The 24,873-nt window shown below is 57.2% G+C and carries 22 protein-coding genes; 11 read left to right on the top strand and 11 right to left on the bottom strand.

Annotation, left to right across the window (positions count from 1 at the left end; genetic code table 11):
• Positions 1–471 precede the first annotated feature (471 nt).
• Complete coding sequence (locus tag ACEWZM_RS05755) at positions 472–1,002, top strand: GNAT family N-acetyltransferase (RefSeq protein WP_414005527.1); 531 nt, start codon at positions 472–474, stop codon at positions 1,000–1,002.
• A 33-nt stretch (positions 1,003–1,035) separates the two neighbouring features.
• Here ACEWZM_RS05755 and ACEWZM_RS05750 read toward each other — a convergent pair whose 3' ends face one another.
• Entirely contained in the window at positions 1,036–2,238 is a 1,203-nt protein-coding gene (locus ACEWZM_RS05750; protein WP_414005526.1) for an ROK family transcriptional regulator, read from the bottom strand.
• Positions 2,239–2,409: 171 nt separating this feature from the next.
• Here ACEWZM_RS05750 and ACEWZM_RS05745 point away from each other — a divergent pair, with 171 nt between their 5' ends.
• The 5 genes from ACEWZM_RS05745 (at position 2,410) to ACEWZM_RS05725 (ending at position 7,062) form a co-directional block, all read left to right on the top strand.
• A complete protein-coding gene (locus ACEWZM_RS05745; protein WP_414005525.1) occupies positions 2,410–3,426 on the top strand; it encodes a sugar ABC transporter substrate-binding protein in 1,017 nt (338 codons plus the stop codon).
• Between the two features lie 189 nt (positions 3,427–3,615).
• On the top strand, positions 3,616–4,677 hold the full coding sequence (locus ACEWZM_RS05740; protein WP_414005524.1) for an ABC transporter permease: 1,062 nt from the start codon (positions 3,616–3,618) through the stop codon (positions 4,675–4,677).
• On the top strand, positions 4,677–5,453 hold the full coding sequence (locus ACEWZM_RS05735) for an ATP-binding cassette domain-containing protein (protein ID WP_414005523.1): 777 nt from the start codon (positions 4,677–4,679) through the stop codon (positions 5,451–5,453). Before ACEWZM_RS05740 ends, ACEWZM_RS05735 begins: the two co-directional genes overlap by 1 nt.
• A complete protein-coding gene (locus ACEWZM_RS05730) occupies positions 5,450–6,094 on the top strand; it encodes a nucleoside/nucleotide kinase family protein (protein ID WP_414005522.1) in 645 nt (214 codons plus the stop codon). The genes ACEWZM_RS05735 and ACEWZM_RS05730 overlap by 4 nt, the downstream gene beginning before the upstream one ends.
• Positions 6,091–7,062: a carbohydrate kinase family protein gene (locus ACEWZM_RS05725; RefSeq protein WP_414005521.1), complete on the top strand. Its 972-nt coding sequence runs from the start codon at positions 6,091–6,093 to the stop codon at positions 7,060–7,062. The genes ACEWZM_RS05730 and ACEWZM_RS05725 overlap by 4 nt, the downstream gene beginning before the upstream one ends.
• Positions 7,063–7,227: 165 nt before the next feature.
• Here ACEWZM_RS05725 and eda read toward each other — a convergent pair whose 3' ends face one another.
• From eda to ACEWZM_RS05675, 10 genes are all read right to left on the bottom strand, one after another.
• On the bottom strand, positions 7,228–7,875 hold the full coding sequence (gene eda, locus ACEWZM_RS05720; protein WP_414005520.1) for a bifunctional 4-hydroxy-2-oxoglutarate aldolase/2-dehydro-3-deoxy-phosphogluconate aldolase: 648 nt from the start codon (positions 7,873–7,875) through the stop codon (positions 7,228–7,230).
• A gap of 3 nt (positions 7,876–7,878) precedes the next feature.
• On the bottom strand, positions 7,879–9,702 hold the full coding sequence (edd, locus tag ACEWZM_RS05715) for a phosphogluconate dehydratase (RefSeq protein ID WP_414005519.1): 1,824 nt from the start codon (positions 9,700–9,702) through the stop codon (positions 7,879–7,881).
• 85 nt (positions 9,703–9,787) lie between these two features.
• A complete protein-coding gene (zwf, locus tag ACEWZM_RS05710) occupies positions 9,788–11,248 on the bottom strand; it encodes a glucose-6-phosphate dehydrogenase (RefSeq protein WP_414005518.1) in 1,461 nt (486 codons plus the stop codon).
• Positions 11,249–11,296: 48 nt separating this feature from the next.
• Entirely contained in the window at positions 11,297–12,925 is a 1,629-nt protein-coding gene (gene pgi, locus ACEWZM_RS05705; protein ID WP_414005517.1) for a glucose-6-phosphate isomerase, read from the bottom strand.
• A 185-nt stretch (positions 12,926–13,110) separates the two neighbouring features.
• Positions 13,111–14,106, bottom strand: coding sequence for an ABC transporter ATP-binding protein (locus ACEWZM_RS05700; protein ID WP_414005516.1), 996 nt, complete (start codon positions 14,104–14,106; stop codon positions 13,111–13,113).
• Between the two features lie 12 nt (positions 14,107–14,118).
• A complete protein-coding gene (locus tag ACEWZM_RS05695; RefSeq protein WP_414005515.1) occupies positions 14,119–15,219 on the bottom strand; it encodes a Gfo/Idh/MocA family protein in 1,101 nt (366 codons plus the stop codon).
• Between the two features lie 148 nt (positions 15,220–15,367).
• On the bottom strand, positions 15,368–16,207 hold the full coding sequence (locus ACEWZM_RS05690) for a carbohydrate ABC transporter permease (protein WP_414005514.1): 840 nt from the start codon (positions 16,205–16,207) through the stop codon (positions 15,368–15,370).
• Between the two features lie 10 nt (positions 16,208–16,217).
• The gene (locus tag ACEWZM_RS05685) at positions 16,218–17,144 is read right to left on the bottom strand and encodes a carbohydrate ABC transporter permease (RefSeq protein ID WP_414005513.1); all 927 of its coding nucleotides are present in this window, start codon (positions 17,142–17,144) and stop codon (positions 16,218–16,220) included.
• Positions 17,145–17,228: 84 nt separating this feature from the next.
• Positions 17,229–18,482 (bottom strand): ABC transporter substrate-binding protein, encoded by a 1,254-nt coding sequence (locus ACEWZM_RS05680; RefSeq protein ID WP_414005512.1) that lies wholly within the window; start codon positions 18,480–18,482, stop codon positions 17,229–17,231.
• Positions 18,483–18,557: 75 nt separating this feature from the next.
• Positions 18,558–19,487, bottom strand: a complete 930-nt coding sequence (locus ACEWZM_RS05675; protein ID WP_414005511.1) for an N-acetylmuramic acid 6-phosphate etherase — start codon at positions 19,485–19,487, stop codon at positions 18,558–18,560.
• A gap of 177 nt (positions 19,488–19,664) precedes the next feature.
• On the opposite strand from ACEWZM_RS05675, the gene ACEWZM_RS05670 reads away from it, so the two are divergent.
• The 5 genes from ACEWZM_RS05670 (at position 19,665) to ACEWZM_RS05650 (ending at position 24,852) form a co-directional block, all read left to right on the top strand.
• Positions 19,665–20,570 (top strand): glucosamine kinase nucleotide-binding domain-containing protein, encoded by a 906-nt coding sequence (locus tag ACEWZM_RS05670; protein ID WP_414005510.1) that lies wholly within the window; start codon positions 19,665–19,667, stop codon positions 20,568–20,570.
• The gene (locus ACEWZM_RS05665; RefSeq protein ID WP_414005509.1) at positions 20,567–21,325 is read left to right on the top strand and encodes a GntR family transcriptional regulator; all 759 of its coding nucleotides are present in this window, start codon (positions 20,567–20,569) and stop codon (positions 21,323–21,325) included. The genes ACEWZM_RS05670 and ACEWZM_RS05665 overlap by 4 nt, the downstream gene beginning before the upstream one ends.
• Before the next feature lie 24 nt (positions 21,326–21,349).
• Positions 21,350–22,378, top strand: coding sequence for an SIS domain-containing protein (locus ACEWZM_RS05660; RefSeq protein ID WP_414005508.1), 1,029 nt, complete (start codon positions 21,350–21,352; stop codon positions 22,376–22,378).
• Positions 22,375–23,535 (top strand): N-acetylglucosamine-6-phosphate deacetylase, encoded by a 1,161-nt coding sequence (nagA, locus tag ACEWZM_RS05655; RefSeq protein WP_414005507.1) that lies wholly within the window; start codon positions 22,375–22,377, stop codon positions 23,533–23,535. The genes ACEWZM_RS05660 and nagA overlap by 4 nt, the downstream gene beginning before the upstream one ends.
• A 189-nt stretch (positions 23,536–23,724) precedes the next feature.
• Positions 23,725–24,852, top strand: coding sequence for a CaiB/BaiF CoA transferase family protein (locus tag ACEWZM_RS05650; protein ID WP_414005506.1), 1,128 nt, complete (start codon positions 23,725–23,727; stop codon positions 24,850–24,852).
• Positions 24,853–24,873 lie beyond the last annotated feature (21 nt).

Here is a 24,873-nt window from a genome sequence, read left to right as displayed (position 1 = left end):
TTACAGGCCATTTGGCGTTTGGAAATAGTAATATTGTCCGGGTACGCAGCATTTTATGGGTGGTTTGTTTCCAAATTTAATGCAGGTGGGCCGCCGGTTGGGATTGAATATATATTGTCAATAAGTACAATTTTTTGTGGCCTTTGTTTGTACCGTTTGAAGGTCGATTATTCGATCTTGAAGGCCTTAGGTGAATACAGTGGTTTACTGGAGGCATATATTTATGGTGGTGGTGACTCGCAATCAAAACCTGTTGGTTGGCAGAAGTACTTGAATGATACCTCCCGGCCTGGGAGAAAGTTCCCCAACGTTTGTAAAAGATATATCGGTGCGACTATTACCTTTGCCGTTCTATTACTTGTGAATTGTGGTCTAACAGGATGGGCTTTTTATTTGCGGTTTAGCGATGGCGGAATCCAGGGCTTTTGGGCGTGATGTCAGAGCCCGTCTCACATAATTCATGCCGCCCACATGACTGACCATCCAGGCCTTACCCTACGGGTTGCAGATATGGCGGATGCCTCCAGCCTTGCAGCGTTGTCGATCGAGGTCTGGATCGGCACCTATCTGCGTGAGGGGGTGAGCGGGTTCTTTGCGGATTATGCGTTGGCAGAGCTGACGGCCGCGCGGTTTGAGATGCATCTGGCGAACCCGCAGGAGTATTTCATTGTCTCGCAAAACAAGATCGGTATTGATGGCTATATCCGCATCAGCCGAGGTAGCCCGGCGCCGGTTACGGGTTGCTCGGATGTGGAGATAAAAACGCTCTATGTGCAGCCACACCACCATGGGCGAGGTATCGGTGCTGCACTGTTGCGGGCGGGGCTGGCACATTGTGCTGACGTGGGCGTGAGCGATGTATGGCTGGCGAGCAATGCAGAAAACGTGGGTGCTAAGGGCTTTTACCTCTCTCAGGGATTTGCAAGGGTCGGCGATACGGTGTTCGTGATCGATGATCAGTCTTATCTCAATGATGTCTTTGCACGGCGCTGTGTGGTCTGACCTAGAAGCCAGATCGATATTTTTGGTATAGCACTAGAGCGCGGCATTGAAGACCGAGTTGGTGTCCAGAAGATACTGCGAGATCACCGGACCGCTGGCAGCGCCTATAGCACGGGCGTTCGGGCCAATCGCGCCGGGATCAATGCGTGGCAGAATGAGGCCGCGCGCGTCCAGTTTACTGAGTGAGGCTCGGGCGCGTTCAACCAGCGCGTCACGGGTGCTGTCGGGTAAGGCGCCGTCGATCAGTATGGCCTCAAAGTCAAACACAGCGCAGGTGGTAAGGCTCGCGCGGGCGATCGCATCGGCAGCTTGATCGAGCCAGGGATCGACCTCGCTCTCCAACCCAGACCAATCCATTGGTGGCTGCCAGAGCTGCCCGGGGTCCTTGCCAGCATCGCGCAGGCGCTGCTCTAGTAGATGGAGGGAGGCCAGGTCCAAGAGCTTGGCTTCTCGCCCGTCCGAGCCACGTGCGGGCAAGGAGCCGAGCGCACCCGCATTGCCTTGACGGCCTTCTAACACACGATGATTGAGCACCACTCCGCCGCCGATGAAAGCGCCGACAAAGAAATAGGCGTAGTCGCGATAGGCTTTGCCTCGGCCGTACATATGTTCGGCTCGACAGGCGGCGGTCGCGTCATTGACCACATGTACGGGGAGGGCGCTGAATTTTGATATTTTATCCGCGAAGTCAACGGACTGCCAGTCTTCGAGCGCCTTTTCTGGCGCATTGATCTGGGCGTGCCATGTCCAGAGTTGGTAGGGCGTCGCGACGCCGATGCCGCAGATCCGTGTGTGTAGCGCTGTCGGCAACGTGGCCTCAATCTGTACCATGCTGTCGCGCAGAAAATCGAAGACCACTGTAGGAGTCGGATAGGGATAGCGCAGTCGTAGCTGTTGGCGCACGGCGCCACAGACATCCATAAGCAGGACCTCAACGCTGCGGCGGCCAATCTTGAGGCCGTAGGAGAACAGGCCGTCAGGATTGAGCCCCATTGGAACGGAAGGTTTGCCAACGCGGCCGCGCTGGCTGGTTCCGCGTTGCAGCAGCCCATCGGTTTCCAGTTTTCGTAAGATGACCGAAACGGTTTGCGGGGAGAGCCCGGTCCCACGGGCCAGCACGCTGCCAGGCATGGGGCCGTTACGTTGCAGCAAAGAGAGGATCAAACGTTCGTTAAAAACGCGCACTCCGGTCTGGTTTACGCCGCCGCTCAGGGATCTGGCTTGCTCTTGTTCCATGCGGCTGACCCTAATCACGCTTTGAGATTATTGAAAAGTGCGGATATCGCTTTAATAAGTCAAGTTGATTTACTTATTGACAGGGAGACTAGAATCACGGCTCTCTGTGGGCGACATGACGGCCAGCCCGTCCTGTTTATTGTATTCATTGTGATGCTGAGGGAGGACATCATGAAGAAATTGCTATTGGGTACCGCTATTGGATTTGCCGCTATGACCGGCACCACATTTGCTGCAGAGGGCGTTACCGCTTGCCTGATTACAAAAACCGATACCAACCCGTTCTTCGTCAAAATGAAGGAAGGTGCCGAGGCTAAGGCCGCGGAGCTGGGCATGACGCTTAAGAGCTTTGCCGGGAAGGTAGACGGTGACCACGAGACACAGGTCGCCGCGATTGAGACCTGTATTGCTGACGGGGCAAAGGGTATTCTGCTGACCCCTTCGGACACATCGTCAATTGTGCCTGCGGTTCAGCAAGCACGGGACGCTGGGCTTGTGGTGATTGCATTGGATACGCCACTGGATCCGATTGACGCCGCCGACGCGACCTTTGCCACCGATAATTTCCTGGCTGGTGAGCTAATCGGAAAATGGGCTGCCGCAAGCCTTGGTGATGAGGCCGCGAATGCCAAAATCGCCATGCTGGATCTGGCGGTTAGTCAGCCTACTGTGGGGGTGCTGCGCGATCAGGGCTTCCTTCAGGGGTTCGGCATTGATCTTGGCGATCCCAACAAATGGGGCGATGAAACCGACGCACGCATTGTTGGCAATGATGTCACCTCAGGACATGAAGAAGGTGGTCGCCGCGCGATGGAGAACCTGCTGGCCAAAGATCCTATGATCAATGTGGTCTATACTATCAACGAGCCTGCCGCCGCTGGTGCCTATGAGGCGTTGAAGTCAATCGGACGTGAAAACGACGTGCTGATTGTTTCGGTCGATGGTGGTTGCCCCGGTGTTCAGAACATCAAAGACGGCGTGATTGGTGCGACCTCGCAGCAGTACCCGCTCTTGATGGCGTCAAAGGGCATTGAGGCGATCAACACTTGGGCGACAACCGGCGAGAAACCAGAGCCAACTCCTGGCAAGGCGTTTTTTGACACTGGTGTGGCGCTGGTCACGGACCAGCCGACAGAGGGCGTTGAAAGCATCGACACTGCTGAGGGCACCAACCTCTGCTGGGGATGACCCTACGCGGTGGCCTATAGTGGTCGACCCAAGATCAGTCCCCGAGAGTTAACAATAGGTACCGCGGTGGTGCTATCATCAGGGGGCGGTGGCAACATCGCCCCTTTTGTACCGATGCGAACCTGTTCGCAGTTTTTCCTGGAGCGGGGCCGTGATGCCCGACCGGATGCCGGATTTACGGAGATAGATATGACTACGCCACAAAGCTTTGAAGCGGCTGCCAGCGGCAGCCCCGAGGCCGTAGCGGATTTTGATCAGGGAGAGACCTCCTTGATCAGCCGATTGCAGCATCTTTTGCATGTGACACCGTCACTGGTGCCGTTGATTGTGCTGGTCCTCTCGGTGATCGTGTTCGGGCTGCTGCTGGGCAGCAAGTTTTTCTCGCCCTTTGCGTTGACTCTGATCCTGCAGCAAGTTGGGATTGTTGGTATTGTGGCCTGTGCGCAGTCGCTGGTGATCCTCACAGCAGGTATTGACCTGTCGGTTGGAGCCATCATGGTGCTGTCGTCAGTTGTAATGGGGCAGTTTACCTTTCGCTATGGTCTGCCTGTGGAGGTTGCCGTGGCCGCTGGCATGATCTGCGGTACGCTCTGCGGTTTTATCAATGGCTGGTTGGTCGCGCGGATGAAATTGCCACCGTTTATCGTGACACTGGGTATGTGGCAGATCGTACTGGCTACGAATTTTCTCTATTCCGCGAATGAAACAATCCGTAGCCAGTCAATTGCTGCCGAGGCACCACTGCTGCAACTATTTGGTGAAAAGATAAAAATCGGTGGGGCAGTGTTCACCTATGGTGTGATTTTCATGGTGATCCTGGTGCTGCTCTTGGCATATGTGCTGCGCCATACAGCGTGGGGACGACACGTCTATGCCGTAGGTGACGACCCTGAAGCAGCCGAGCTGTCCGGGGTTAAGGTCACTCGCGTGCTGATCTCGGTCTATATGCTGTCGGGGTTGATCTGCGCTTTTGCGGGATGGGCCATGATTGGGCGTATCGGATCAGTTTCGCCGACGTCCGGGCAATTGGCCAATATCGAGAGCATCACAGCTGTGGTGATCGGGGGCATCTCATTGTTTGGCGGACGCGGCTCAATCCTGGGCACATTCTTTGGCGCATTGATCGTGGGGGTTTTCACCCTTGGCTTGCGTCTATTGGGGGCGGACGCGCAGTGGACCTATTTGCTGATTGGTCTTCTTATTATTGCCGCAGTGGCGGTGGATCAGTGGATCAGAAAGGTGTCGGTCTGATGGAACCTATTTTAAAAGCCCGAGGTCTGGTCAAGCGTTATGGGCGTGTGACTGCGCTTGATCATTGCGATTTTGATCTGATGCCGGGGGAGATCCTGGCCGTGATTGGCGACAATGGGGCCGGGAAATCCTCTCTGATCAAGGCCATCTCTGGCGCTGTTATCCCCGATGCCGGAGAGGTCTGGCTTGAGGGGCGTCAGGTCCAGTTCAATACGCCGATTGATGCGCGTAAAGAAGGGATCGAGACTGTCTATCAAACGCTTGCGATGTCGCCGGCGCTCTCGATTGCCGACAATATGTTCATGGGGCGGGAGCTGCGCAAACCCGGCTGGCGTGGCAGCCTATTGCGGCAATTGGATCGAGCCCAGATGGAGCAGATCGCCCGTGACAAGCTGAACGAGCTGGGGTTGGCGACGATCCAGAACATCAATCAGGCAGTTGAAACCCTGTCAGGTGGCCAGCGTCAGGGCGTGGCCGTGGCACGGGCGGCGGCTTTCGGCTCCAAGGTAATCATCCTGGATGAACCTACGGCTGCGCTCGGGGTGAAAGAAAGCCGAAGAGTGCTGGAGCTCATTCAGGATGTAAGGTCCCGGGGCATTCCGATCATCCTTATCAGCCACAATATGCCCCATGTGTTTGAGGTCGCGGATCGCATCCACGTGCACCGGTTGGGCAAGCGGCTGTGTGTGATCGATCCCAAACAACACAGCATGTCAGACGCGGTTGCCTATATGACCGGTGCGCAGGAGCCGACCGGGGAACTGACGGCGGCATGAGTGCTGAGATGAAATACCTGGCTGATCTGGTAGCGGCCGTGCAGGCGCTGCCCATCGCCGACGGGCGGTCGCGGCGTCTGGTAGCGGTGGCGGGCGCTCCGGGCAGCGGTAAATCCACCTTGGCAGAACTGTTGGTACAAGCGCTTTGCGCCAACGGTAGTTCAGCTGCGGTGGTGCCTATGGATGGCTTCCATCTGGACAATCGGTTGCTGTCGGAGATGAATTTGCTGGCCAGGAAAGGCGCGCCAGAGAGTTTCGATGCAGCGGGATTTCAGCGCTTGGTCGCGGCGATCGCGATTGAAGAGGAGGTGGTCTACCCTCTGTTCGACCGCGCGCAGGACATGGCCATCGCGGGTGCCGCGCGCTTGCATGCGGGTGTTGAGATTGCCGTTATTGAGGGCAATTACCTGATGTTTGATGCCCCAGGCTGGCGTGATCTTGCGGCGTTGTGGGATCTCTCTATGCAGATAGATGTTCCACGTGAGGAATTGCGGGCACGCCTTGTCGCCCGTTGGCAGGCGTATGGTCTGAGCGATGTCGAAGCAGAGGCAAGGGCCGAGGGCAACGACATGGCCAATGTGGATCGGGTTGCTGCTGCTGCCCTGCCTGCAGATGTGATTTGGAAAGGACAGGCGATATGATCCTGTGTTGTGGAGAGGCGTTGATCGACATGATACCAACGCCAGTTACGGATGCTGAAAAGGCTAAAGACGGTGCAGATGCGCAAATGGGTTTTGTGCCCCATTGCGGCGGCGCCGTCTTCAATACGTCGGTTGCGTTGGGGCGGCTGGGTCAGGAAACCGGTTTGTTTTCGGGCCTGTCGCGAGATCTGTTTGGGAGGCAATTGATATCGGCGCTTAAGGCCTCGAATGTTGATCCCGGTTTTGCGGAGGTCTCCGATCAACCAACAACGCTGGCATTTGTGCATCTGAAGGATGGCCACGCGGAATATCATTTCTTTGACGAAAACTCTGCCGGGGCCAACCTGCGCCCGGAGCGTTTGCCTGAATTGCCTGACAATGTTAGTGCGTTGTTTTTTGGAGGTATATCCCTGTGCAACGGTGCGGCTGCAGAGGCCTATGCCAAACTGGCCGTACGCGAGAAGGGCGAGCGGATCATTATGATTGATCCCAATGTAAGGGCTGGTTTTGCCACAGATGAGGTCGTCTACCGCCAGCGCCTGACAGCGATGATTGCTACAGCTGGGATCGTTAAAGTGTCCGATGAGGATCTCAACTGGATTTATCCCGGCAATGCGCCGATTGAAGAAAAAATCCAGCAGATCCTTAAGCATGAGGCAGGCCAAGGCCCCGGCCTTGTGATTCTCACGCTAGGTAGCAAAGGGGCCAAAGGGTTCTTGCGGTCGGGCCCTACGGTAGAGGTTCCGGCGCAAGCTGCTGAGGTGGTCGATACAGTGGGCGCGGGAGACACATTCAACGCAGGTTTTCTTGCTGCTGCTAGTGAGGCGGGCGTATTGGCAGACGCCGCAAGTGGTGAGATTGATCCGGAGCAACTGCGCGGGTGTCTTGGATACGGTGCGCATGTCGCCGCTGTTACCGTCTCGCGTCCGGGGGCTAATCCGCCGTGGCGTGCGGAGCTTGTCGGTTGAGGGCAGGCCTGTTCTTGCCTTCAGCAAGGTCGGAACTTGTCACATGGAAACGCCGCCCTGCGATATGCCGGGGCGGCGTCTTTGTATGAAGTGATGAATCCAAAAGGTGTATGAGGCCAATCCGCTAATATTCTGTGGAACAGCTTCTGTAGCGAGCTCTGACGTTCAGCGTGGCAGTTGGCTGGCAGCGCGGGCGAGATCTCGGATAGCCTCCCAATCGCCTGCTTCGACAAGATCGGCCGGGGCGACCCAGCTGCCGCCAGCGCAAACCACATTGGGCAGTGACAGGTAGCTTCGAGCATTGTCCGGGCTGACGCCGCCGGTTGGGCAGAAGCTGATCTGGGGCAGCGGTGCGCCGATTGCCTTCAGCGCAGGCGCACCGCCAGAGGCTTCGGCGGGGAAGAACTTCAGCATATCATAGCCGCGTTCCAGAAGGCGCATTGCCTCGGATGCAGTGGCTGCACCGGGTAGCATCGGCAGACCTGCAGCCTCGCAGGCGTCCAGTAGCATATCCGTCGCCCCAGGGGAGACGCCGAATTGTGCACCTGCGGCTACGGATTTTGTAACATCCTCTGGCGTGACTAGGGTTCCGGCCCCGACAATGCCGCCTTTGACCTTGGCCATTTCGGCGATCACATCAAGGGCCGCTGGGGTGCGCAGGGTGACTTCTAGTGCGGGCAGGCCGCCTGCAACCAGAGCTTCTGCGAGGGGGCGGGCATGGGCGACATCATGTACAACCAGCACCGGTACGATAGGAGCCAGTTGGCAAGTTTCGCGGTTGCGGGCGCTGGCGCCCTTTGGTGTAATGGCCATGTGTCAGTCTCCGATCAGAGTCGAGAATACGGTTGCGCCGGTATCGGCAGAAGTGACGGCATTGCGAAATAGTGCGAACATCTCGCGACCGGTGCCATGTTGATAGGATGAGAGATCTGCGACCACAGACGCGCGGCTATCAAAGCCTTCAGCGATAACCTCCAGCGTGCCAGCAACGGCGTCGACGCGGACGATATCACCATCGCGCAGTTTGGAGATGGGGCCTCCATCAAGAGCCTCTGGCACCACATGGATGGCGGACGGGATCTTTCCAGAAGCTCCTGACATACGTCCGTCCGTGACCAGAGCCACCTTTTGGCCACGGCCCTGCATAATGCCAAGGAAGGGCGTCATTGAGTGTAGTTCAGGCATCCCGTTTGCTTTGGGCCCCTGAAAACGCACAACAATGACAACATCGCCTGTGTCCAGTTCACCAGCCTTAAAGGCAGCTTTGGCCTCGTCCTGATCATGGAAGATGCGGGCAGGGGCCTCAACCACGCGGTGTTCTTCGGCGACGGCGGAGATTTTCATCACCCCGGTGCCAAGGTTGCCTGATAGGCGCGCAAGGCCACCGGTGGACTGGAATGGTTCTGAGGCAGGACGCAGGATCTTTTCGTTAAGGCTTTCGCCAGAACCCGGTTTCCACACCAGACCCTCGCCGGTGAGGAAGGGTTCGGCGGTGTAGCGTTCCAGCCCGGTGCCCGCCACGGTCTTGGTATCTGCGTGCAGGTGGCCGGAATTCAGGAGCTGGCCGATTACATAGCCCAGACCGCCAGCGGCGTGGAAGTGGTTCACGTCGGCCAAACCGTTAGGATAGACCCGCGCCAGCAGCGGCACCACATCCGAGAGATCGGAAAAATCCTGCCAGTCCAAAATGATACCACCGGTGCGCGCCATAGCGATCAAGTGGATCAGTAGATTTGTAGAGCCACCGGTGGTCATCAGCCCAACGATGCCGTTGACATAGGCGCGCTCATCCAGGATATCGCAGACTGGTGTGTAATCATTGCCAAGCGCGCTGAGTGCCAGCGCGCGGCGGGCACCTTCCTCAGTCAGGGCAGCGCGCATGTCGGTGCCGGGATTGACGAAGCTGGAGCCGGGCAGGTGCAGCCCCATGAATTCCATCAGCATCTGGTTGGAATTGGCGGTGCCATAGAACGTGCAGGTGCCTGGGCCGTGGTACGCAGCCATCTCTGCTTTCAGCAGCTCATCCCGACCGATTTCTCCTGCAGCGAACTTCTGGCGGATCTGAGCCTTCTCATCATTTGCCAGTCCGCTGGTCATCGGACCTGCAGGCAAAAAGACCGAGGGCAAGTGGCCGAAGACCTGTGCGCCGATCACCAGACCTGGCACGATCTTGTCGCAGACGCCGAGATACACGGCAGCGTCAAAAACGTTGTGGCTAAGCGCAACGCCTGTGGCCATCGCGATAGTGTCGCGGGAAAACAGGCTGAGCTCCATCCCGGCCTCGCCTTGGGTGACGCCATCGCACATGGCCGGCACGCCGCCGGCTACCTGTGCCGTACCGCCAACCCGGCGCACAGCGTCACGGATCAGGTGCGGATATGTTTCAAATGGCTGATGCGCGGACAGCATGTCATTGTAGGCGGTGATGATGCCAAGATGCCCGGCGGTGCCTTCGGCCAGCGGCATCTGATCCTCACCAGCGGCTGCGTAGGCATGCGCCTGCCCACTACAGGACAAGTGTGCGCGAGCAGGGCCTTTGCCCTTGGCGGCGCGCATCCGGTCTAGGTAGGCCGCGCGAGGTTTAGCGCTGCGGGCAATAATTCGGTCTGTGACGTCTCGGAGTGTTTTGTTCAAACGCATCGGGTGCCTCTTTCAGTCGTCAGGTGCCGGTTTGGTTGGTTCATATCGGTGGCGCTTAGGCTCGGATGGAATGCCGTGGCCATAATCAGGAGCCGATGCCGCGCCAGCGCCGGTTGTCGCGGTGCATCAGCAGCAATGCGTCCTCTGGCCCGGAGCTGCCGGGATCATAGGGCTGCGGGGTATCGTTGCCATCGTCGGTCCAGCCCGCAATGATCGGGTCGGCCCAGGCCCAGGCGGCCTCGACCTCGTCTCCGCGCATGAACAGTGTCTGATTGCCTCGGATCACATCCATGATCAGCCGCTCGTAAGCATCCTGCGGGCGGCCAGCTTCTGGCAGGCTGTCGGCAAAGGTCATATCGAGATTGGCCCCGGTCAGGCGCATTCCGCCCGGTCCAGGGTCCTTGATGGTGGTGCGCAGGGTAATGCCCTCGTCGGGTTGCAGGCGGATCACCAGCACGTTACCCTTGATGCCGCCAGTGCCGGTGTCTTCGGCAAAGATATTGTGCGGCGGATCGCGAAAGAATACGGCGATCTCGGATTCACGCGCGCGCAGGCATTTGCCAGTGCGCAGGTAAAACGGCGTGCCGGCCCATCGCCAGTTTGCAACCTCGACCTTCATCGCGATGAAGCTTTCGGTGGTGCTGGCTGGATTGTCGGCATGCTCTCGGTAGGACTCGCCCTGCGTTCCACGGTATTGGCCACGTGCAATCTGATCGGGAGAGACCGGGTTCAACGCCTCAATCACTTTGACTTTTTCGTCGCGCACAGCATTGGGGGTAAAGCGCGCAGGCGGTTCCATTGCAGTGAGGCACAGGAGCTGCATCAGATGGTTCTGCACCATGTCCCGCATGGCACCGGATTTGTCGTAGTATTCACCACGCCCTTTGACGCCAATGCTCTCTGCGACAGTGATCTGCACATGATCAATGTGGGAGGAATTCCACAGTGGCTCAAACAGCGAATTGGCAAAGCGCAGCGCCATCAGGTTCTGCACGGTCTCTTTGCCGAGGTAATGGTCGATACGGTAGATCTGGTGCTCTTCGAAGTTGGCTCGCAGGGCCGCGTTTAGCGCCTGCGCCGACGCGAGGTCATGGCCGAAGGGTTTTTCCAACACGATACGGCTATCTGGCGTGGCGATCCCGGTGGACCGCAAACGACCCGCGATATCGGGGAACAGGCTGGGGCCAACCGATAGGTAGAAGGCACGAATGGCATCATCGCGCAACAGATCGCCAAGCGCCTGCCAGCCCTTGTCGCCGCGTGCATCCACTGCAGTGTAGTGCAGCAATTCGACAAAGGCGGTGATTTCCGCGTCGCTGGTTTCACCGGGTTGGCCATAGGTGCGGATGGCGTCTGCCACCATCTCCTGAAAGCCTGTCCGGTCAATCTCGCTGCGCGATGTGCCGATGATGCGACAATCCTCAGAGAACTGGCCAATCTGGAAGCGGTGGAACAGGCTGGGAAGAATCTTGCGGCGAGCAAGGTCTCCGGTCGCGCCAAATAGCACGAGGTCAAAGGACTGGACGGGAATGACGCGGGAAACCATGGCTCTCTCTCTGACAGCTCGAAAAGGTGAAGTACGGTCTTACGGTGGCTAGGATTGCGGATCGGTGAGTTTTGACAGCAAGCCCCGGGTGGAGCCATCTTTCTCAGAATAGGCCTCAGCCGGGGCCGAACCGTCGACCAGTGGCAACAGGCTGACGGCCAGTTCTTTACCCAGCTCGACACCCCATTGATCAAAAGAATTCAGGCCCCAGATCACACCCTCGACAAAGACGCGGTGTTCATAAAGCGCAATGAGCTGGCCTAGGACAAAGGGTGTCAGCTTCGGATAGGCCAAGGTTACTGAGGGGCGGTTGCCCTCAAAGGCGAGGTGGCCTGCCATCTGTTCCAGCGCGTCGCCGCTGAAGCCGCGTTTGGCTGCGATGACCCGGGCGTCCTCGCGAGAGCGGCCCAACATCAGTGCTTCGGACTGGGCAAGGCAATTGGCCACGAGTAGCTGGTGATGATGAGCCAAATCGGCTTCATGGGCCTGTGCGGCTATGAGAAACTCAGCAGGCACCACTCGGGTGCCCTGATGCAGCAATTGATAAAAGGCGTGTTGGCCGTTGGTGCCGGGCTCTCCCCAAACGATGGGGCCGGAGTCACGCTGCAGAAGGCTGCCATCCAGGGCGACGCTTTTGCCGTTACTCTCCATATCCAACTGCTGGAGGTAAGCCGGGAAGCGAGATAGCCTTTGGTCATAGGGCAGGATTGCACGGCTGTCGTAGCCGCATATGTTGTGGTGCCAGATACCAGTTGCCGCCAACATCATAGGCAGGTTGTTGCGAAAAGGAGCCGTTCGAAAATGACGATCCATGGCAGCAGCACCGTTGAGGAACTGGCGGAAGTTTTCGATCCCGATAGCGATCATGATCGGCAGACCAACAGGCCCCCAGAGCGAATAGCGCCCGCCGACCCAATCGGCAAAACCGAACACCCGCTCTGGCGCGATACCGAAGGTGCTGGTTTTATCCAACGCCGTAGAGACCGCCGCCAGATGCGCAGAGGTGTCGTCGCCCAATGCAGCGCGCAACCAATCCAGCGCAGTGCGAGCATTGGTCATGGTTTCAATTGTGGTAAAGCTTTTAGACGCGATGATGACCAATGTGGTCTGTGGATCCAAACCCTTCAGCGTGTCAGCGATATGAGCACCATCAATATTGGACACGAAATGGCATCGGGGGCCGTTGTGGTAGGGGGCCAGTGCCAGTGTCGCCATAGCGGGTCCAAGGTCAGAGCCGCCAATACCGATATTGATCACATCGGTGAATTTGCTTCCACTGTTTGAATGGATGGAACCGCAACGAACGGCTTCGGCGTAGCTCTCCATCTGTTGCAATGTCTGGCGTATCGCCGGAAGGACGTTCTCACCATCAACCGTGATCGGCTCATCCGTTTGGGCGCGCAATGCTGTGTGCAGCACGGCACGGTTCTCGGTCGTGTTGATCTTCTCGCCGTTAAACATCTCGCTGATACGATCTGTCAGACTGACCTCAGTGGTGATATGTTCCAGAAGAGAGAGCGCGGTAGTATCCAGTGCGGTTTTGGAATAATCCAACAACAGGCCGTCCGCTTCCGCAGAGAAGCTCTTAAAACGGTCGGCTGAGTCAAATAATGAAAGCAGCGAGGTATCCGCTGTCTGTTCCCGATGCTTAGCCAGAAGTTGCCAAGTCTGTGTCATCTTCGGTTTCCCTCGGTTGTCCTTGCCCTATTGCGAATCACTCTTGGGCACCGCTGTTGATTAGTTAGCGCTAACATGTGTGTTTGTAACGCCCTAATATAGCAGCCTGCCACATTAGACTGAAATAGCGCCTTCTATGCGTGCAACGAGCGCGAAATATAGGGAAACTGTCGGGTGATCTGTACTCAAACTCGCTGGCCTACCGCATCAAAGGTGAGGCAGTTGGCCGGATCAAAGTCAAACCGCAGCGTTTCACCGACATTCGTGTCATGCTGACCAAAGAGCCGAGCGGTGAAGGTGAGGTCCTTGCCCATATCGACCAGGATGTTGGTGTCTCCGCCCAGCTTTTCCACGTGGATGACCTCGCCCGACAGCTTACCGGCAGGGCTGATGCGGGCATATTCGGGTCGAATACCGATGAATTGTCCGTCGGGGCCGCCAAGGCGGGGAGCTGGTACAAAGTTCATGGCAGGGGCGCCGATAAACTCTGCCACGAAACGATTGGCGGGATTGTTGTAAAGTTCCATCGGGCTGCCGACCTGTTCAACGCGACCATCACGCAGCACAACGATTTTGTCGGCGAGAGTCATCGCCTCGATCTGGTCGTGGGTCACATAGATCATGCTCGCAGACAGCTGGCGGTGCAGGCGGGCGATTTCCAGTCGCGTGTTCATACGGAGGGCGGCATCAAGGTTGGAAAGCGGCTCGTCAAACAAGAACAGTTTTGGCTCACGCACCACTGCGCGACCAATAGCAACGCGCTGACGTTGTCCTCCCGAAAGTTCGGAGGGGCGGCGGTCGAGATAGTCTTCCAGTGACAGCATGCGGCTGGCCTCAGCGACACGGGCGGCGATCTCTTCTTTGGGCTGGCGTTCCTGTTTCAGGGCCAGCGCCATGTTTTCGCGTACGGTGAGATGCGGGTAGAGCGCGTAGGACTGGAACACCATCGCAATGCCGCGTTTAGCGGGCGGCGTGGTGGTCACGGTTTGCCCGCCGATGCTGATTTCGCCGGCGCTGGCATCCTCCAGTCCAGAAATCACTCGCAGCAAAGTGGATTTGCCACAGCCCGATGGGCCGACAAAGACCACGAACTCTCCGTCCTCGACTGTGAGATTGATGTCTTTTAGAACCTCGATCGGGCCGAAGGATTTGCAGACATTGGTAAGCTGTAGCGCGGTCATTGCGGAATTCCTTCAGATCTTCGGGTTCGTAGGGAGGGTGGTGGATGTAGCCACAGCCTCAGTCTGGTCACGGTGTTGTTCTATGCATATATCGACTGGCGTGCCGCTGCGGATGCTTTGATCGGCAGCAAGACAGATCGCAAGTGACGCAACGGCATCCTGCATGTGACGGTCCATATCGAGGTCTTCGGAAATGGCCCGCAACATATGGGCCTGTTCCGCCGAGCAAAGCGCCTGGTGGCCGGGTTCATCGGGCAGGTCAATGTGGCGGTCATCGTGGTCTTGTGTTGCGCGATGCACAATGATGCTGCCCACAGAAGTATGTCCATCAACATCATCCGAGCCGCTCTTGTCGGTTTCGGTAATCGAGACGGAGCCATTGGGCGAGATCACGTCTTTCACGAAGTAGGCAGTTTCGGACATCATTGGCCCCCAGCCCGCCTCATACCAACCGACAGATCCGTCGGAGAAAGTCACCTGAAACTGGCCGTAGTTGTACATGTCCGCAGCAATTTCATCTGAGAGGCGCAGGCCGATGCCGTGGACGCGCTGCGGTGTGGCGTCGGTGATCTGGCACATCACATCGACATAATGAACGCCGCAATCGACAATCGGAGATGTCGTCTGCATCAGCGCCTTATGTGTGTCCCATGTAGCACCGGCTGACTGTTGATTAAGGTTCATGCGGAAGACGTAAGGCGGGCCCAGATCGCGGGCTTCGGCAATCAGGCGCTGCCAGCTCGGATGGTGACGCAAGATGTAACCTACCATCAGCTTTCGGCTGAGGCGGCGAGCGGTATCCGTCACGGCGTGTGCGTCAGCAACGGTTGTGGCCAGCGGCTTTTCGACAAATACATGTGCGCCTGCTTCCATTGCGGCGATGGCATAGGCGGCATGGCTGTCGGAATAGGTGGCGATTACCACCAGATCAGGGGTGGTGTCGGTCAAGGCCTGCTGAAAATCGTTGTAGACCGGGTAGTCCTGTAGCGGCGCCTGCGCAGGTCTGCCAGAGCGGTTAACTAGCCCGACGATTTGGGCATTGTCATCTTGGTGATGGGCGACCGCATGGGCAAAGCCCATATTGCCGAGGCCGGCAATCAGAACACGGGTCATTGGCCACCTCTGTCGAGGTTCGGCTGCGTATTTGGTACTGCTATCACCTGCGCCGGACCAGTGAGCCATGAAAATACATCGCTCTGGGGGAATGGTCCGGCGCTGCCCGGCGTTGCCGCCGAGCTGGGGGTGGGAATTAGGGACCGTTTCATTTTACGGCTCCTGACGTAATGCCACGGATAAGCTGGCGTGAGAAGATAACGTAGAGAACCATTACCGGCAGGATTGCCATCGACAGGGCCGACAATACAGCATTCCAGTCGGTAACGAACTGACCGATGAAGACCTGACTACCCAGTGTCAGCGTCTTGGTTTCCTCTGCCGGGGCCAGAATCAAGGGGAACCACAGATCGTTCCAGATTGGGATCATGTTGAAAACAGCTACCGTGGCCATGGCCGGGCGCACGAGTGGCAGCACGAGACGGAAGAAGATGGTGTATTCTGACAATCCATCGATACGACCTGCATTTTTCAGATCATCGCTGACCTGTTTCATAAACTCCGACAGTATGAATACGGCAAGCGGCAGGCCTTGCGCGGTATAGACAAGGATTAGCGCTGCTAGGGTATTTACCAACCCGGTGTCCACCATCAGTTCCAGAATGGCGACGGTGCCGATGCGGATCGGGATCATAATCCCGAGGGCGAGATAAAGACCCAGGAACATATTGCCCTTGAAACGGTACTCAGCAAGCGCAAAGGCCGCCATGGCACCGAACAAAAGCACCAGCGCCAGTGACACTACGGTGACAATCATCGAATTCTGAAAGTAGAGGAAAAAATCTCCCTGCTTCAGGACTGTCTGGTAGCCGACCAATGAAAACGTGTCCGATGTCGGCAGGGCCAGTGGGTCTCGAAAGATCGCTTTGCGGGTCTTGAAGCTGTTAACCAGGATCACGAAAACCGGAAATAAAGCTATCAACGTGTACGTGATCAGCGCGCCGTGGGCGAGAATGCTGTTGAACGGGTTTGAGCGTGATTTGTGCATCGTCTAGTCCTCAGAACTGATAGCGGCGCAGGCGGGTCTGGATGCCGAAGAGATAGATGCACACGCCAATCAGGATGATCGCAAACATTGCAGTTGCGATAGCGGAACCCATGTGAGGATCCCCCAGTTGCAGCTGAAATCCGAAGAAGGTGCGATACATGAATGTGCCAAGGATATCGGTGGAGAAATCGGGCCCTGCCAATGCGCCCTGAGTGGTGTAGATCAGGTCGAATGCGTTGAAGTTACCAACAAATGTCAGGATGGATATGATCCCAATTGAGGGCAGGATTAGCGGTAGTTTGATTTTCCAGAAGGCGGACATACCGGTGATACCGTCAACCTCGCCTGCCTCGATCACCTCTTCTGGGATCGACAGCAGGGCTGCATAGATCAGCATCATCGGGATGCCGACAAATTGCCAGACGGAGATCAGCGCCAGTGTGGTTAGTGCATAGCTTTCCTTGCCAAGCCATGGGGCGAACAGCCATTTCAGACCGACGGCATCCAGCAGATCAGGTGTGATGCCCCAGATCGGCGAAAGGATCAGTTTCCACGCAAAGCCGACGATAACAAAGCTGAGGATGGTGGGCACAAAAATAGCGGTGCGATAAAGCGCGGCCATGCGCAGCCGGGGATGACTGAGGATAGCCGCTAGGGCCACCCCAATGGGATTCTGAACCAGCATGTGAATGAAAAAGAACCAGAAGTTGTTGCCAAGTGCGTTCCAGAATTGCTCAGACCAATTTGGGTTGCCAAACAGGGTTTGGAAATTTGCGAGACCGACGAACTGGCGGATCTGATCGTTCTCACTATAGAGCGCGAGGCGGAGGGTGTTGAACAGCGGGAAGATCATGATGGCCGTGTAGACCAGCACAGCGGGGGCTAGAAAAACGGCGATATGCCAACGTCTGCGCTGTTTATGAGTGGTGTGTTGCATGATGTTTCCCATCTATCGGCGTGTCCGGGCCGCAAAGGGGCCGCCCGGATGCCTGAGTATGATGTCAGTCAGGTCGTGACGCGCTTACTTCTGCGGATCGTACCAGCTGGCCAGACCATCCTGCAGCTCTGTGCCCAGATCGGCGGGCGCTTTGGTGCCTTTGATGGCGGCTACGGATGCGCCCCATGTCTCGTTTTCGAGGTTCGGGGTGCCGCGTGACAGGATTTGATAGGTTGAGCGAATGGTGCTTTCACACTCTCCACGCCAGGAGACGAATTCCTGTGCCAGCGGATCTTCCATCGCGACCTCGTGGTTCGACAACGAGAAGAAGCCCGGCAGTGCATTGGCGTAGATCGCGGCGAAATCAGCCGAACCAACCCAGTTCAGGAACGTCTTGGCGGCTTCCGCATTCGGAGAGGCGGCGTTCAGGCCAACAGCGATATCGGTGTGATCCGAGATGTAGCAGGTGTCGCCAGCAGCTTTGACAGGTGGCTTGAATGCGCCCATTTCAAAATCGGCCTGGCTGTTGAAGCCAGAGATTTCCCAGCTGCCCGCAGGATAGATTGCGGCACGCCCAAGGGTGAAGATATTCTGGCTGTCTGGATAGGTTTGGGCTTCGTAGCCGTCACCCATATAAGATCCCCATTTCGACAGGGTCTCGTATGGGGCAACCCATTGATCATCGGTCAGCTTCTGATCGCCTGCAATCAGTGCAAGACGGCCTTCCTCACCTTTCCAGTAGTTCGGGCCGATGTTGTTGTAGCCCATCGTGGCGGCTTCCCACTGGTCGTTGGTGCCCATCGCCAGTGGAGTGTAGTTGCCGTCCTGTTTGATCTTTTCCAGTGCGGCAAAAAAGTCGTCTTCAGTAGCAGGCACGTCGAGGCCCAGCTCGGAAAAAGCGTCCTTGTTGTAGATGAAGCCATGGATAACCGAGGCAATCGGAACACAGAAGGTCGCCGAACCATCGTCAGTCTGCCATGCGGATTTCGCCACGTTGGAGAAGCTGCCCATTGCGTCCAGATCGGAGAGGTCTGCAAGCTGGCCCTTATCATAGAGACCGAGCGACGCATCAAAGGGGCGGCATGTGATCAGATCACCGGCGCTGCCGGCATCCAATTTTGAATTCAGAACGGCGTTGTATTCCGCAGGGGCAGAGGGTGCGAACTTCAGTTTGATGCCGGGGTTGGCGGCTTCAAACGCGGGGATGATCTTATCCTGCCAGAGGGCGAGATCATCATTGCGCCAGCTTTCGATCGTCAGCGTCACATCTTCCGCGGCCGCAGCGCCGCCAATCACGGTCGAGCCTAGCAGCGCGAGGGTGAAGAGTTTCCGTGTCATGTTTAGTCTCCCAGTTTTCAAGTTGTTATTAAAATTAGGGTCTTGGTGACCTCTTGGGTGGCACGTGGCCGACCTTTACAATTGTGCGAGCGCAGCTCGCAGGTTGTCCTTGTGATCGTGCAGCAGTGCTTCTGCCGCTGTAGGTGTCGTCGCACCGCTCAACAGCAAGATGGCGGGTTTGACGCTGCCATCTGTTCTGTCCAACGCGTCGGCGGCGGTATCCGCGTCGCAGTCTGTCAGAGTGCAGACGATGCGGATGGCGCGCTGGCGCAGTTTCGCGTTGTCGGCGATCAGATTGACCATCATGCCGTCCATCACATGCCCAAGTCTTATACCGGTAAGAGTAGACATCATATTGAGCACAGCTTTCTGCGCGGTGCCTGCGCCCATGCGCGTAGAGCCTGCGATCACCTCTGCCGGAGTGGGCAGGCAGATCGCGACATCTGCCAGTTCCAGCAACGGTGTGTGATCATTGTTGGCAATGGCGACAACCTTGGCCCCGGCGGCCTGCGCCGCTTTTGCAAAGCTCATGGGGAAGGGTGTGCTGCCGCTGGCGGAGATGGCTATCACGACATCCCCAGAAGCGACATTTGTGGCAGCTTTCGCGCCTGCTTCGCTATCGTCTTCGGTATGGCCGGGCATGCGCCCGTCTGTGGGGATGCCGCCTGCCATGTGAATGAAAATCTGATCTGCACTGATGCCAAAGGTGCCCGGCAGTTCCGCTCCATCGGCAAGAGCCATTAGCGCAGAGGATCCTGCAGCTGCGTAATGCAGATTTCCATTGTTTCGCAGCTGCTTGGTGAGCAGATCTGCGCCTGCGGCTATATCGGAAAAAGCGCTACGTACGACGTTCAACGCATTTAGCTGACCGTCGAGCAAAGTGTTTAGGACGTCACTGTCGGCACGCAGTTCAAGCCCCAGGGCATGAGGGTGTAGCGTCTCAGTCTGTGCGCTATGTTGCTCAGGTCTGCGGGTCTCGGACGGTTGTTCGCTGGTCGATCCCATGTGATTCCTTCCCCTCAAGGCAATGAGAAGTATCTAATACCTATACAATACCACTTGTCCACTGTTTAATTTTTGCACGCGTACTTTGCTGATATTACTTGTATTTACCTCTGGTTGTGGTTTGATGTGGGTTAATAGGTCTTTGTTTTCGTCGAAAGGTATCGTATAGGTATTGCCATGACTGACTCGCGTTTTCCATATTTGATCGCCGTTGATGGTGGGGGGACTTCCTGCCGTTTTTCTTTGTTGCAGACAGGGGCGGTCGCGACTCCGCAGCGGATTGTGGTGACTGGCGGCAGTGCCAACGTCTATACCGCGCCCGATCGGGCGGTTGAGACATTGCGGGCTGGATTGGCAGATCTGCAGCGCCAGACGGACCTGACGGATGAGGAATATCATCTGATTCCGGTATATGCTGGGTTGGCTGGTGTGATTGACGCAGGATCTGCTGCGCGCGTGGCAGGGGCCCTGCCACATACCCACGTGCGGGTAGCGGATGATCGAATTCCTGCGGTTGTCGGTGCGTTGGGCCATGAGACCGCTTGTCTGATCGGTGTCGGGACTGGCTCGTTTCTGGGGCGTCAGGTGGCTGGGCAGATCACGCTGATCGGTGGTCATGGAACAGTGTTGGGCGATGAAGCTTCTGGCGGTTGGCTGGGGCGCCGGGTGTTGCAGCTCACATTGCAGGCTGCCGAAGGGATTGAACCAATGACGCCGCTCTTGCGCAGCTGCCTCAAGGATTTTTCTAATGAAACTGCTGAGATCGTCCGCTTTGCTCAGACTGCTCAGCCAATAGCGTTTGGTGCCTATGCGCCGAGGGTGGTGGTCGCAGCTGTTGATGGGGATGAGGCAGGTCGGCGGTTGATGGAGGAGGGGGCGCAATATCTATGTAATGGCCTGCGGGCGTTGGGACGCCGACCTGAAGAACCAGTTTCTCATATTGGCGGTGTGGCCGCGCACTATGCGGCCTATCTACCTGCTGAAGTGGCTAGTTATTTATGTCCGGCTGAAGGCTCTCCATTGGACGGAGCATTGGAGCTAGCTCGCCGATTTGCCCGCGAAATAGCGCAGGAGGTTGTATGACGGTTGAGGGATTTCTGAAACCGGCCGCCTGGCTTGAGGAGGCGGTGGGCCCACGCTATGTGCGGTTGCGCCAACGCATAGAGGACGGGGTCGAAACGGGGTTGTTGCCCAAGAGTGCACCTTTACCTGCGGAACGCGAAATCGCAACTTTGACTGGATTGTCGCGTGTTACGGTGCGCCGTGCCATGCAGGATCTTGTGGATCGCGGTATTGTGGTACAGCGGCAGGGGTCTGGCAGTTTTGTAGCCGATGGACCCCCCAAGGTGGAGCAATCACTGTCGCAGCTTACCTCCTTTACCGAGGATATGGAGCGACGCGGGTATGACACCAGTGTAGAATGGCTGGAACGCGGCATCCATACACCATCTCCGGAAGAAGTGATGGCACTGGCGCTGACCTCAGGAGAGGCAGTGGCCCGAATTGCACGACTGCGACGGGCCAATGGGCGCCCCATGGCAATTGAGCGAGCGTCCTTGCCGGTGGATGTTTTGCCAAATCCGCAGGCAGTACAGGGTTCGCTTTATGAGGTGTTGGAGCAGTCTGGTAGCCGTCCTGTGCGTGCATTGCAGCGGATTTCGGCGATCAACCTGCCCCAACATGAGGCGCAGTTGCTGGGAGTCGAACCGGGGATGGCTGGGCTCAGCATCGTGCGCACATCCTATTTACGCAACCGTCGCGCAGTGGAGTTCACCCGCTCTATTTATCGCGGCGACGCTTATGATTTTGTCGCCGAACTGCGGCTCGGAACGACGTAACCCGGCGACCCTTAGGAGGGGACCATGACAGATATCACCAAAATGCGTCGCGAGATCGACGAGATTCCGACCGCCGTGGAACGCCTGCTAAGCAGAGGCGAAACTGATATTGACGTGGTGGCCGAGACTGTACGCGGTTTGGACCCCAGCGTTATGGTGACCGTAGCACGCGGATCTTCCGACCATGTCTGTACCTATCTGAAATACGCTAGTGAGATCCTGTTGGGGGTGCCTGTAGCATCGGTCGGGCCGTCGGTTGCATCGATTTACAAGGCGCCGCTGCGATTAAATGGCGCGTTGAGCCTGGCGGTGTCACAATCTGGTAAGAGCCCAGACATTGTCGCCATGGCGCAAAGCGCGCGCAGCGATGGTGCGCTTTCGGTTGCGTTGACAAATGATGCAGGATCGCCGCTGGCAGCAGCTGCACACCATACGCTAAATATTCATGCAGGACCGGAGCTGAGTGTCGCTGCCACCAAGACCTTTGTCACGTCAGCTGTGGCCGGGTTGTGGTTGCTGGCGAAGTGGGATCGTAATCAGGCGCTGTTGTCGGCGCTACACACGCTACCGGAGCAATTGGAGCGGGCGTGCCGGATCGATTGGCCCGAGGTGCGTGAGGCCATTGGAGAGCGATCCTCGCTGTTCACACTGGGGCGTGGGCAGGCACTGGCGGTTTCCAACGAAGCGGCGTTGAAATTCAAGGAAACTTGTCAGTTGCATGCAGAAAGTTATTCCTCAGCGGAGGTTTTGCACGGACCGGTGTCGATCGTGGAGGAAGGCTTTCCGGTGCTTGGCTTTGCTGCGGCGGATGCGGCAGAGGACGCATTGGCGGGTATTGCTGATCAGATTGCTGCTAAAGGCGCGCAGGTCTTTGCCACTACCGGAATGGTGATGGGGGCACGGCAGGTGGAGCATGTACGAACCGATCATTCGCTCACTGATCCAATCAGTCTGATCGTCTCGTTTTATGCGATGGTCGAAGCGTTCGCGGCATCGCGTGGGATTGATCCTGACGCGCCACGCCATCTGAAAAAAGTAACGGAAACGGTATGACCGGCGATCCACATCAGATATCTGCATTGACCGGCGCCCGCATCCTGACCCCGGTTGGGTGGGAGGACGACAGCGCGCTGATGATACGCGGGGATCAGATCGTGGCAGTGCTGCCTAATGGTAAAATTCCCGATGGGGCCGATGTAACGGTGCTGGACGGCGGGGTCCTGTCGGCTGGGTTTGTTGATCTACAGGTCAACGGCGGCGGTGGCGTCATGTTCAACGATGCACCTGAATTGGAGCAGCTGCAGGTGATCGCTGCAGCTCATGCCCGAATTGGCGCGACGTCGATACTGCCGACGTTGATTACCGATGCTCCGAATTTTGTGATACGTGCCATTGATGCAGTGATTGAAGCAGTCGCTTTGGGCGTGCCAGGGATTATTGGCCTTCATCTGGAGGGGCCGCATTTGGCCGTGTCGCGTAAGGGCGCGCATGATGCGTCTTTGATCCGACCAATGAGTGATGTGGATCTGGAGGTGCTCTGTACAGCGGCTACGCGGTTGCCGGTTTTGAAGGTGACACTTGCCTGCGAAGCTGTAACGCCCTTGCAGATCCGTTGCTTGAGTGATGCGGGTGTGTTGGTGTCGCTGGGCCATACCGATGCCAGCCATGCTGATTGTATGGCAGCGGTTGCGGCAGGGGCACGTTGCGTAACCCATTTGTTCAACGCTCAAAGCCAACTTGGCAACCGGGAGCCGGGTGTGGTGGGAGCCGCGCTTGATCTCGGAGGGCTGTCGGCAGGGTTGATTGCGGATGGCGTGCATGTGCACCCGGCCACGATGCGCGCGGCTTTGGAGGCCAAAACCGGACCGGGGCAAGTGTTTCTTGTCAGCGACTCCATGGCCACTGGAGGTTCGGAGATTGACCGGTTTACGCTGAATGGCCGGGGGATCCGCCGTGATGGCAATCGTTTGACCCTTGCAGACGGCACTCTTGCTGGTGCGCATCTAGAACTGGCGACGGCGGTAGGGGTTTTGGTGGAACACTGCGGCGTGCCGCTGGATACAGCGCTTGATATGGCGTCTACCCGGCCTGCGGATCTTCTTGGGCGGTCTGATCTGGGTCGACTGCAACCCGGTGCACGTGCCGATGTTCTGCATCTGAGTGATGGGTTGGAGTTGCAACGTGTCTGGCAAGGCGGGCAGGCCGTATAACGGCCAGTTGCATGTGGTTGCCTAAAGGATCGTGGCGCGACCAGCAGCTGTTTTGGGCGCAAAGCATATTTTGATCAAATTATTTGCCCAAGGGCGGAAAGATGGGTTAAGTCTCTGACAGAACGCCATGTCACCCATGTGTGACCGAGGGATGGCCCGCTAGCAACGGGCAAGCTGACAGGAGAGCCCATGACACCGCTTGCAGGTTTGAAGGTGGTCGAGTTGGCCCGCATATTAGCGGGACCGTGGATCGGCCAGTCGCTCGCAGATCTGGGCGCTGCGGTTGTTAAGGTCGAAAGTCCTGCGGGTGATGATACGCGCCGTTGGGGGCCACCGTTTATTGAGCGGGGCGACGACAAGACCGCTGCCTATTTTTACGCCGCCAACCGAGGGAAATCCTGCGTTACCGCAGATTTTCGTACTGACGAAGGGCGTACGCGAGTGATCGAATTGATCCGTGATGCCGATATCCTGATCGAGAATTTCAAGGTTGGTGGGCTGGTCAAATACGGACTGGACTACGAAAGTCTAAAGGAGGTTAACCCCCGGCTCATCTATTGTTCTGTAACTGGGTTTGGGCAGAATGGGCCATATGCGGCACGGGCCGGGTATGACTTTCTGTTGCAGGGTATGTCGGGGCTAATGTCGATCACCGGTGCCGCCGACGGCGAGCCCCAAAAAGTGGGCGTTGCGATCACTGATGTTGTAACGGGCCTCTATGGCACGATCGGTATTTTGGCAGCGGTGGAACAGCGTCACACAACAGGACGGGGCCAGCATATCGATATGTCGCTGTTGGATTGTGCCACCGCTATGCTGGCCAATCAGAACATGAATTATCTATCCACGGGCAACAGCCCAACGCGGATGGGCAATGCGCATCCAAATATTGCACCTTATCAGGTGATGGCCGTACGTGATGGCCATGTGATCCTTGCTGTAGGCAACGATGGACAGTTTGAACGGCTTTGTGGCGTGTTGAACATGGCCGGGCTGACGTCAGATCCGCGGTTTGTCTCGAACCAACTGCGGGTCGCCAACAGAGATGATCTAACCCCGATGTTGTCGGCAGCTCTGGCACAGTGGGGACAGACGGATTTGTTGATGGCGCTTGAGGCTGCAACCGTTCCTGCAGGTCCGATCAACACCATTGCGCAGGCGTTCGACGATCCGCAGATAAAACACCGCGAGATGCAGATCGCCCCGGAAGGGATTCCGGGTGTACGAGGGCCTTGGGTGTTTTCCGACGCGGAGCTGGCGTTGGAAAAATCTGCCCCTATCTTGCCAACCGCTACGGTGATGTCGCGGGGAGACTAGAACGCCGGGTTGCCCTGCGCT

This window comes from Phaeobacter cretensis (assembly GCF_047372505.1).
Lineage (GTDB): Bacteria > Pseudomonadota > Alphaproteobacteria > Rhodobacterales > Rhodobacteraceae > Phaeobacter > Phaeobacter cretensis.
This window is presented reverse-complemented; position numbering and strand designations above follow the sequence as displayed.